Source organism: Rhodococcus sp. 7Tela_A2 (assembly GCF_049311045.1).
In the GTDB taxonomy this organism is placed as follows: domain Bacteria; phylum Actinomycetota; class Actinomycetes; order Mycobacteriales; family Mycobacteriaceae; genus Rhodococcus.
In genome coordinates this window covers 1-9,541 of the sequence record NZ_JAXION010000144.1, presented here as the reverse complement: position 1 = coordinate 9,541, position 9,541 = coordinate 1, and the positions used below count along the sequence as shown (strand labels likewise).

Annotated in this window: 9 protein-coding genes and 2 pseudogenes; 2 read left to right on the top strand and 9 right to left on the bottom strand. The window is 66.8% G+C overall.

Going from position 1 to position 9,541, the window contains the following annotated elements:
• Both TVH25_RS19245 and TVH25_RS19240 read right to left on the bottom strand, forming a co-directional pair.
• A pseudogene (locus tag TVH25_RS19245) lies at positions 1-535 on the bottom strand (acyl-CoA dehydrogenase); the annotation flags it as partial.
• Positions 513-1,964 carry a class I adenylate-forming enzyme family protein gene (locus TVH25_RS19240; RefSeq protein WP_422425228.1) on the bottom strand — a complete coding sequence of 484 codons (1,452 nt, stop codon included), beginning with the start codon at positions 1,962-1,964 and terminating at the stop codon, positions 513-515. The pseudogene TVH25_RS19245 and the gene TVH25_RS19240, both read right to left, overlap by 23 nt.
• Positions 1,965-2,067: 103 nt before the next feature.
• Here TVH25_RS19240 and TVH25_RS19235 point away from each other — a divergent pair, with 103 nt between their 5' ends.
• Entirely contained in the window at positions 2,068-3,114 is a 1,047-nt protein-coding gene (locus tag TVH25_RS19235) for a 2Fe-2S iron-sulfur cluster-binding protein (protein WP_422425227.1), read from the top strand.
• Between the two features lie 77 nt (positions 3,115-3,191).
• Here the strand turns inward: TVH25_RS19235 and TVH25_RS19230 are convergent, their stop codons facing one another.
• Genes TVH25_RS19230 through TVH25_RS19215 form a run of 4 tightly spaced genes read right to left on the bottom strand, consistent with a single transcriptional unit; the run spans position 3,192 to position 7,270 of the window.
• Complete coding sequence (locus tag TVH25_RS19230) at positions 3,192-4,250, bottom strand: CaiB/BaiF CoA transferase family protein (protein ID WP_378529063.1); 1,059 nt, start codon at positions 4,248-4,250, stop codon at positions 3,192-3,194.
• A complete protein-coding gene (locus TVH25_RS19225; RefSeq protein WP_169621988.1) occupies positions 4,247-5,203 on the bottom strand; it encodes an LLM class F420-dependent oxidoreductase in 957 nt (318 codons plus the stop codon). Before TVH25_RS19225 ends, TVH25_RS19230 begins: the two co-directional genes overlap by 4 nt.
• Positions 5,204-5,249: 46 nt before the next feature.
• On the bottom strand, positions 5,250-5,651 hold the full coding sequence (locus tag TVH25_RS19220) for a cobalamin B12-binding domain-containing protein (RefSeq protein WP_422425226.1): 402 nt from the start codon (positions 5,649-5,651) through the stop codon (positions 5,250-5,252).
• Positions 5,651-7,270 (bottom strand): methylmalonyl-CoA mutase family protein, encoded by a 1,620-nt coding sequence (locus tag TVH25_RS19215; protein ID WP_169621986.1) that lies wholly within the window; start codon positions 7,268-7,270, stop codon positions 5,651-5,653. The genes TVH25_RS19220 and TVH25_RS19215 overlap by 1 nt, the downstream gene beginning before the upstream one ends.
• A gap of 43 nt (positions 7,271-7,313) precedes the next feature.
• Here TVH25_RS19215 and TVH25_RS19210 point away from each other — a divergent pair, with 43 nt between their 5' ends.
• Positions 7,314-8,147: an SDR family oxidoreductase gene (locus tag TVH25_RS19210; RefSeq protein WP_169621985.1), complete on the top strand. Its 834-nt coding sequence runs from the start codon at positions 7,314-7,316 to the stop codon at positions 8,145-8,147.
• Positions 8,148-8,196: 49 nt separating this feature from the next.
• Here the strand turns inward: TVH25_RS19210 and TVH25_RS19205 are convergent, their stop codons facing one another.
• The 3 genes and pseudogenes from TVH25_RS19205 to TVH25_RS19195 all read right to left on the bottom strand — a co-directional run.
• Positions 8,197-8,832, bottom strand: a complete 636-nt coding sequence (locus TVH25_RS19205) for a trimeric intracellular cation channel family protein (RefSeq protein WP_169651562.1) — start codon at positions 8,830-8,832, stop codon at positions 8,197-8,199.
• Between the two features lie 103 nt (positions 8,833-8,935).
• Positions 8,936-9,235, bottom strand: coding sequence for a WhiB family transcriptional regulator (locus tag TVH25_RS19200; RefSeq protein ID WP_169622180.1), 300 nt, complete (start codon positions 9,233-9,235; stop codon positions 8,936-8,938).
• Between the two features lie 2 nt (positions 9,236-9,237).
• A pseudogene (locus TVH25_RS19195) lies at positions 9,238-9,541 on the bottom strand (glucose-6-phosphate isomerase); the annotation flags it as partial.

Sequence of the window (9,541 nt, the reverse complement as noted above, 5' to 3'; positions counted from 1 at the left end):
GGCCGGGCCCCACCCGCCCGCCCCACGTCGCCACCAACGCGAGCGCGTATCCGCGCTCGATGGGCTCGGCGTCCAGATCTCCGACCGGGGTGTAAGGCTCGGTGAGGGTGGCGAACCCACGGGTGAGGTCGGCACCGGGCGCTACCTCGCCGATCTCGGCGGACAGCACGGTCGTGCCGCGGACCACCAGGGCCTGCTTCAGGCCGTGCGCGTCGAACGCGTCGTCACCGATCGCTATCGCCCACGTCTGCTGGTCCTCACTGAGGTGACGACGCAGATCGTCGGCGAGCACGGGCCCGAGGAAGGGAACGTCGACGAGGCCGCGGCCGAATTCCTCGGCGATGATCGCCACCTCGACTCCCGACGCACCGTCGGAGCGCAGCGAGCGCCAGCCGGTGGAGTCGACGGTCTTCTCCAGTCGCGCGCGGCGCGCCGCGTCGTCGAGGTCCTGGACCGATCCCGGTCCCAGCTCGTCGGCCAGCCTGGCGGCAGCGTCTCTCAGCTGCTGTTGTTCATTCGTCAGACGTACGTCCATGGCGCTCCTCGAGTAGTCGGCGCAACACCTTGCCGGAGGGCAAGCGGGGAATTTCGGGGACGAGAATCACGCGGCTGGGTCGCTTGTAGGACGCGAGCCGTTCGCCCACATAGGCGATGACCTCGTCGGGGTCGATCGTCGCGGTCGCGGTGGCCGACACCGCCGCTACCACTGCCTCGCCCGCGGCCTCGTCGGCGACTCCGAACACCGCGCAGTCGGCTACGTCCGGGTGGCCGTGCAGTACCGCTTCGACTTCGGCGGGAGCGACCTGGAAGCCCTTGACCTTGATCATTTCCTTGGATCGGTCGGTGATACGGACCCAACCGTCTTCGTCGACGGACCCGACATCGCCCGTTCGGTACCACCCGTCGTCGAAGGCGTCGACGGTCGCCTCGTCCGGAAGATAACCGGCCATGAGCGACGGGGATTTCACCTGGATCTCGCCGCGTTCACCCGGCGCGACCTGTTGGCCCGTGCCGAGCGACACGACTCGCAACTCCACACCGGGGGCGGCGCGGCCGACGCTGTCGAGACGGGCTCCGCTCACCGGGTTGCACGCGATGACGGGTACTTCGCTCGCACCGTAGGCCGGGACCCATGGCACACCGGTGCGGCGCGTGATCGTCGCGGCAACACTCTCGGTGACCGGGGTCGCCCCCCACATGATGTAGCGGAGCGAGGACAGGTCCAGCGACTCGAGGTCGGGATACGAGGCGATGGCCATGGCGATGGGAGCGACGGCCATCTCCACGGTGATCTTGTCCCGCTCGATGTGACGCAAGACGGTCTCGAGGTCGAACCGCCTGTGGAGTCGCATCCAGGCACCGGCTTCGAGCACCGTGGCGATGTTGAGGAGGCCGAGGATGTGCGACGGCGGCGTGGCGATCTGGATCCGGTCTGCCGGCGTCAATGCGAGAGCGTCGCGCCAGTGCACCACTGCGGCGCCGAAGGACGCGTGTGTGTGCCGGACGGCTTTGGGCAGGCCCGTGGTTCCCGAACTGAACACGAGCACCGCGTCCGCATCCCGATCCGCACCCGAGGGAAAGCCCGATCCGCCGCGGGCGGTTTCCCACCGCTCCGGGACGGGATCGTCGAGGTGCACCATCGGAAGGGGAGCATCGCGGCCCGCTGCGACTTCGGCGAGGACGGCCGCGTCCCCTACCGCCACCACCGGCTCGGTGACGGCGAAGGCGTGCTCGACCTCGGTCCGCTTCCAGGACGGGCTCAGGAGGACGACGACGGCGCCGAGGCGCCAGATCGCCTTGACCGCGATCAGGAATTCGGGACGGTTCGACGACATCAGTGCGACCCGGTCACCCGTGCCGACACCCTGGTCGCGGAGACGCAGTGCGAGACCGTCGGCGCATGCGTCGAGATCGGCGAGTGTGTACTCGCGATCTTCGAATGCCAGCACGGCGGGCTCTGTCATGGCGCTCTCTCGCGTATGGGAATCGTCCCGAGAGGTTTCACTCTCGCGTGTGAGAATAGTACTCTCCACTTAGTAGAATATTCATACCAGGAGGAGACGGTCCATGGCGAGACCACCATTGTTTCAGCGCGCGACCGTGACCCGGATCGTGAAGGAGACCGACGACGCGCGCACCTACGTGCTCGCTCCGCACGACGGGCCCTTCACCTACAAGTCCGGGCAGTTCTGCACCTTCAAGGTGACGGTCGACGGAACCGACCTGTACCGGTCGTACTCGATGTCGAGTGCTCCCGAGACCGACACCGAACTGATGACCACCGTCAAGCGGGTACCCGGAGGCGCGGTCTCGAACTGGCTCCACGATCATGTGGCAGAGGGCGATGAAGTCGACATCACCCGCCCGGCAGGCACTTTCCTGCTCCGCCCGGCCGAGGGCCAGGTGCTCGGATTCGCGGGCGGCAGCGGCATCACTCCGATTCTGTCGCTGGCCAAGAGTGCCCTCGCCTCCACCGACCGCCGAGTCCGCCTGCTCATCGCCGACCGCGATCGTGCCTCCGCCATCTTCGAGACGGTCACCGCAGACCTGGTCGCCCGGTATCCGGGGCGGTTCGAGGTCGTCCGGCACTACGACGACGAGAGCGGACTGCTCGATCCCGCCTCCGTCGCGGCCTTCGTCGGACCCGACACGGCGGCCGACAGTTACCTGTGCGGGCCGGAGCCCTTCATGGACATGATCGAAGGCGCACTGACGGGCCCGGGCAACGTGTACAGCGAACGCTTCGGAAGTGCCGCCGAACCCATCCGCCCCGACGTCCCGGTTGCGGACCTCCCGGCTGCGGACGCACCCGTGGCCGCCGCAACACCCGCTCCGCCGATCGAGGGCACGGTCTCGATCCGTCTCGGAAGCCAGCGGGTGTCCGTCCCGCGACATCCGGGCGAGACTCTGCTCGAGAGCGCCCGGCGGGCCGGACTGGCACCGCCGTTCTCGTGCGAGGCAGGGAACTGCGCGACCTGCATCGCCAAGATCGTCGACGGCAGTGCGACGATGCGCGTGAACGACGCACTCAGCGACGACGAGATCGCCGACGGCTACGTCCTCACGTGCCAGGCAGTGCCCGACAGCAACGACATCCGGGTGCGGTACGAGTAGAGGTTCACCGGAACCTGCACGACGGACAGTGATCTGCTCGGGAGATTCCCGAGCAGATCACTGTTGCGAGCAGAGGATCAGAGTGAGGGAGCGGGCACGTCGTCGTTGTGCTCGCCGAGACGCGGCGGTGCGCCGTACCGCGGTTCGTATCCCTCGATGCGGATCGGACCGCCCACGAGGCGGAAATCGCCGGCGGTGATCACCGCGTCCGGAGTTGCCTCGAGCGCATCCGGCAGCGATCGCACCGCTGCGGCCGGAACCCCGAGCGGCCGTAACCGGCGTTCCCATCCCGATGCGCTGTCGCCGGCCAGCACAGCCGTGACGACCTCGAGCACCTCGTCGCGGCGCGCGGCGCGTTCGGCCATCGTGCCGAAACCGTCGATGCCCGCTTCGGCGGCAAACGTCCGCCAGAAACCGTCGTGCGTGATGAACAGCGCGAGAGTTCCGTCGGCGGTCGGGAACAGCTGAGCCGGAACATAATACGAGTGGGCACCGTGTGGCATGCGCCTCGGCGCGGTGCCCTCGTTCAGATACGCCGAGGCACGGTAGTTGAGCTGCGACAGCATCACGTCGTGCAACGAGACGTCCAGTTGCCCACCGCGACCGGACACGATCTGTGCGAGCAGACCCAGGGCGGCGGTCAGGCCGGTGGAGTTGTCCGCCGCCGAATAACCGGGCAGCGTGGGCGGCCCGTCGGGGTCGCCGGTCAGCGCGGCGACGCCCGTGACAGCCTGGATGACGTAGTCGAACGCCGGATCGTCGCCGTTGTGCAGGCCGTACCCGGTGAGCGCGACACACACGATCTTGTCGTTTCGGGTGCGCAACGACTCGTATGTCAGTCCGAACTTCCGGATCGCCGAGGGCTTGAGATTGACGAGCAACGCATGGGAGACGGACGCCAGCTCACCGAGCCTCTCCTGGCCCTCCTCGGTCGAGAGGTCGAGACAGATACTGCGTTTCCCGCGGTTGAGACTCGCAAAATACGCGTCGCTCACCTGCCGGGAGAGATCCCCGGTCGGCGGCTCGATCTTCGTGACCTCGGCGCCGAGATCGGCGAGCATCATCGTGGCGTACGGGCCCGCGAGGATGTGGCCGACCTCGAGAATTCGAATTCCCGCGAGTGGACCCGCCGTCACCTCAGTTCCTTCGCCAGCTCGGCAACGACTTCACGGGTCTTGTACTTCGACGCGACCAGTTCGTCGCGGGTGTTGCCGATGGGCAGCAGGCGCATGGACAGGTCCGTCACGCCGGCGTCGCGGTAACGACGGAACCCGGCGAGGATCGCTTCTTCGTCACCGACGATCGCCATGGAGCCGATGTCCTTGGCCTCACCCTGCTCGAGGAGTCGCTGGTAGTTGGGCGAGATCTCGGCCTCGGCAAGGATCCGGTTGGCTCGCTCGCGAGCGACCTCCTCCTCGTCCGGCGCGCAGAGGCACACCGGAACACCCGCCACGATCCGCGGATCCGGGCGTCCGGCCTCGGCGGCCGCCTTGGTGATTCGCGGCACGATGTGCTCACCGATCGCGCGCTCGTCGGCCATCCACAGGATCGTTCCGTCCGTGTGCTCGCCCGCGATCCGGAGCATGACCGGTCCGAGCGCGGCCACCAGGATCGGCATCGGTGCGACCGGGGCGATATCGAGCGGGTTGTGCACGGTGAACGTGTCGTTCTCCACGTCCACCGAACCCGGCCCGCGCTGCGCCGCGTTGAGAACCTCGAGGTAGTCGCGGGTGTACTTGGCAGGCTTGTCGTAGGAGAGCCCCAGCATGTCCTCCACGATCCAGTGGTGCGACGGACCGACACCCAGCGCGAGCCGCCCGTTCAGAGCGGCGTGCGTCGACAGCGATTGCCGGGCCAGCGCGATCGGGTGCTGCGCCTGGAGCGGCACGACCGCCGTGCCGATCTCGATGCGGCTGGTCCTCGTGCCCATCAACGCAACCGCGGTGAGGGCGTCGAAATCCGTGGGGATCTGCGGAACCCACACCGTGTCGAATCCTGCGGCTTCGGCCCATTCGACGTCTTTCAGCATGCGGTCGACCTTGCGGGCGGTATCACCCTGCTCCGGGCCGACCATCACTCCGATACGCACGATTCCTCCAACTTCCCGAACTCGATTGTGTGGGTGCCGCGCGTCGTCACAGCGGCGCAGCCGTGCCCGTCAATTTCCGGACCTCGTCGACCAGGACATCCAGCGGAGTACTGGTGGGACACACGGCTGCTGCGCCCGCGGCGAGAAGCTTGGGCACGTCGCTCTGCGGAATCGTGCCGCCGACGATCACGGCGATATCGCCGGCGTCGGCCGCACGGAGTTGTTCGACGACCTTGGTCGTGAGTGCGACGTGGGCGCCCGAGAGAATGCTGAGACCCACCACCGCGACGTCTTCCTGCACCGCGACCGAGACGATGTCCTCGACCTTCTGACGGATGCCGGTGTAGATCACTTCGAATCCGGCGTCGCGGAGGGCACGGGCGACGATCTTGGCGCCGCGATCGTGCCCGTCGAGACCGGGCTTGGCGACGAGGATGCGGGCGCTCATCAGAACACCACCGGCTGCTGGAACTCGCCCCAGACGTTCTTGAGCGCGGACACCATTTCGCCGACGGTGCAATACGCGTTGGCGCAGTCGATCAGGCGGTGCATCAAATTCTCGGTTCCTTCCGCAGCGCGGGACAATTCGGCGAGGGTGGTGCGCACGGCCTCGGGGTCGCGTTCCGCCTTCACTTTCGCCAGGCGCTCGAGTTGCATCTCGCGTCCCAGCGCATCGAGTTCGTACGTGGAGATCTCCGGCGCGGGCTCGTCGGAGACGAACTTGTTGACACCGACCACGGGACGCTCGCCACCTTCGATCTCCTTGTGGGTCTTGTATGCCTCGTCGGCGATCAGACCCTGCAGGTAACCGTCTTCGATCGCGCGGACCATGCCGCCGTGCGCTTCGAGGTCGGCCATGATCTCGATGATGCGTTCTTCGGTGGCATCGGTGAGTGCCTCGACGAAGTACGAACCGCCGAGGGGGTCGGCGACACGGGTCACGCCGGTCTCGTACGCGAGGATCTGCTGCGTGCGCAGCGCGAGGGTCGCCGATTCCTCACTGGGGAGGGCAAACGGTTCGTCCCACGCAGCGGTGAACATCGACTGCACACCGCCGAGCACGGAGGCCATGGATTCGTAGGCGACCCGCACGAGGTTGTTCTGGGCCTGCGGCGCGTAGAGCGACGCACCGCCGGCCACACACCCGAAGCGGAACATCGACGCCTTGTCGGTGGTCGCACCGTAACGCTCGCGGACGATGGTCGCCCACCGCCGGCGCCCGGCACGGTACTTGGCGATCTCCTCGAAGAAGTCACCGTGGGTGTAGAAGAAGAACGAGATCTGCGGAGCGAACTGCTCGATGGTCATCCGCCCGCGCGCGAGAACGGTGTCGCAGTAGGTGACACCGTCGGCGAGAGTGAACGCCATCTCCTGGACCGCGTTGGCGCCGGCGTCACGGAAGTGCGCACCTGCCACCGAGATCGCGTTGAAGCGCGGTACCTCGGCTGCACAGAATTCGATGGTGTCGGCGATGAGCCGCAGCGACGGTTCCGGAGGCCAGATCCAGGTGCCGCGGGACGCGTACTCCTTGAGAATGTCGTTCTGGATGGTGCCGGTGAGTTTCTCGCGCGGCACCCCCTTGCGCTCGGCGGCGGCGACGTAGAAGGCCAGCAGGATGGCGGCGGTTCCGTTGATGGTGAAGCTCGTGCTGATCTTGTCGAGCGGAATGTCCTCGAACAGGATCTCGGCGTCGGCGAGGGTGTCGACGGCGACGCCGACGCGACCCACCTCCTCACCGACCTCCGGATCGTCGGAGTCGTAACCGCACTGAGTAGGGAGATCGAGCGCGACCGACAGGCCCGTGCCGCCCTGCTCGAGGAGGTAGCGGTACCGCCGGTTGGACTCCTCGGCGGTTCCGAATCCGGAGTACTGGCGGAACGTCCACAACCGGCCCCGATAGCCGGTGGCGAAGTTGCCGCGGGTGAAGGGGAATTTGCCCGGCGCAGGCGGCTCGGTACCCCGGTCGTCCGGCCCGTAGACCGGCTCGAGCGGGATACCCGACGAGGTTTCGGTGAAGTCGTTCACGCTGGATACATTACTTGCAGAAAAAGAGAATGCCAATATCATCGCTGAGAACGGAACGGTTTCACTGATACGAACTGGGAGAACGATGACGAGCCAGAACGCACTCACCGACCGCACCATGGTCATCTCCGGCGCCAGCCGCGGGATCGGCCTCGCTATCGCCACCGCAGCGGCCCGGCAGGGTGCGAACGTGGTCCTGCTCGCCAAGACCGCCGAGCCCCACCCCCGGCTGAAGGGCACGGTCCACACCGCTGTCGCCGAGATCGAGGCGGCCGGCGGCAAAGCCGTCGCCGTCGTCGGCGATGTGCGCAAGGAAAGCGACGTCCAGCAGGCAGTCGATGCCGCGGTGGAGCGTTTCGGCGGTATCGACTTCTGCGTCAACAACGCGAGCGCGATCGCCACGGAACCGACCGAACAGCTCTCGGCCAAGAAGTACGACCTCATGCAGGAAATCAATTGCCGCGGCACCTTCCTGCTCACGAAGGCGGCGCTGCCGCACCTGCGGAACTCGCCCAACGCCCACGTGCTCACCATCTCCCCGCCCCTGAACATGAACCCCTACTGGCTCGGAGTGCACCCCGCCTACACCCTGTCGAAGTACGGAATGTCCTTGCTGACGTTGGGTTTCGCAGCCGAGTTCGCCGAGGCCGGCATAGCGGCGAACTGCCTCTGGCCCGAGACGTTCATTGCGACGTCGGCGGTCGCGCACATGCCGGACGGTGACGCGCTCCTGTCGTCCTCGCGCAGCCCGGAGATCATGGCCGACGCCGCGGTGGCGATCCTGTCGCGCTCTGCGAAGGACGCCACGGGTCGCTGCTTCATCGACGCGGACGTACTCACCGAATCGGGTGTGACCGATCTGTCCGGCTACGGCGGCGGCGACAACCCGCAGTGGGACCTGTTCCTCGACAAGGACTGACGAACCCCGCGCCGTACTCACCCTGCGCCGTACTCACTCCGCGCCGTACTCACCCTGCGCCGTGCCGGCCGGGTGGGTACGGCGCGTGAAGGTCGAAACGCACGCCGATCATACGGATCACGAAGCACACCGCCGCCGCGCCGAACGCGACTAGGGTGCCCTGATACCCGAAACTGTGTGCAGCCGTGAATATTCCGGCTCCGATGAGGGCAGGAATTGCGTAGAGCTCACTCCGCAGGACGGTAGGCACACGACCGATCATGACGTCACGGATGGTCCCGCCACCCACCGCGGTCACGGCACCGACGAGAACGGCCTGTGTCACCCCGAAACCCAAGTCCAGGGCCTTGTATGCGCCCAGCACTGCGAACACACTCAATCCGATCGCATCGAACACGGTGATCGTCGCGTTGAGCCGATCGAGTCTGTGGCCGAGGGCGAAGGCGACGAGACCGCCGGAAGCAGCGAGGGCGAGATATCGCCAGTCGAGGAAAGTTGCCGGGGGCAGGGCCCCGAGAAGCACGTCGCGGACCGTCCCGCCGCCCAGACCGGTGAACATGCCGAGCGTGACGATCCCGACGATGTCGAGTTTCTCGGCCCGCACGGCCGTCAACGCACCGTTGAGTGCGAACGCAAATGTCCCGACGAGGTCGAGCACCAGCCACACTGGTGTTTCGGTCGGCATTGCACGAGATATACCCGGTGCCACCGGAAGATTCTCCGTTTTCGGCGGATCGGAGGTGTGACGAGCCACCGCCGTCCCGGCGAGCCGGAGGCACACGCTCGCGCTAGGAGCGGGGGGTGCGCCTGTGCCCGCGTCGCACCCGGGTGCGTTCGTCTTCCGAAAGCCCACCCCAGATACCGTGGCGTTCGCCGGATTCCAGAGCGTATTCCAGGCATTCTTCCCGCACCGCACATTGCCCGCACACCGTCTTCGCAGCGACGAGGCGGTTCTCCCGCGCGGCACCGCGCTCGTTGTCGGGGTGGAAGAACAGCGAGCCGTCCACGTCGCGGCACTCGGCATGCATCTGCCAATCCCACGACTCCGCGACGGGCGGCGGCAACTTGAGCAACTTCAGCGCGGGCACGGTCACACCTCCTTCGCCATACGACGGTATATGCGGATCAGGTTGTCCGTAGACGCATCACCCGACTCCGGCTCACCCACACCCCCCAACACCGGCGCCAACACCGACGCCTGCTCCTTCCCCAACTCCACACCCCACTGATCGAACGAATCGATCCCCCACACCACACCCTCCACAAACACCTGATGCTCATACAACGCAATCAACTGCCCCAACGACGACGGCGACAACACCGGCGCCAACACCGTCGTCGACGGCCGATCACCCGGCATCACCTTGTGCGCCACCAACCCCTCCGGCACCCCC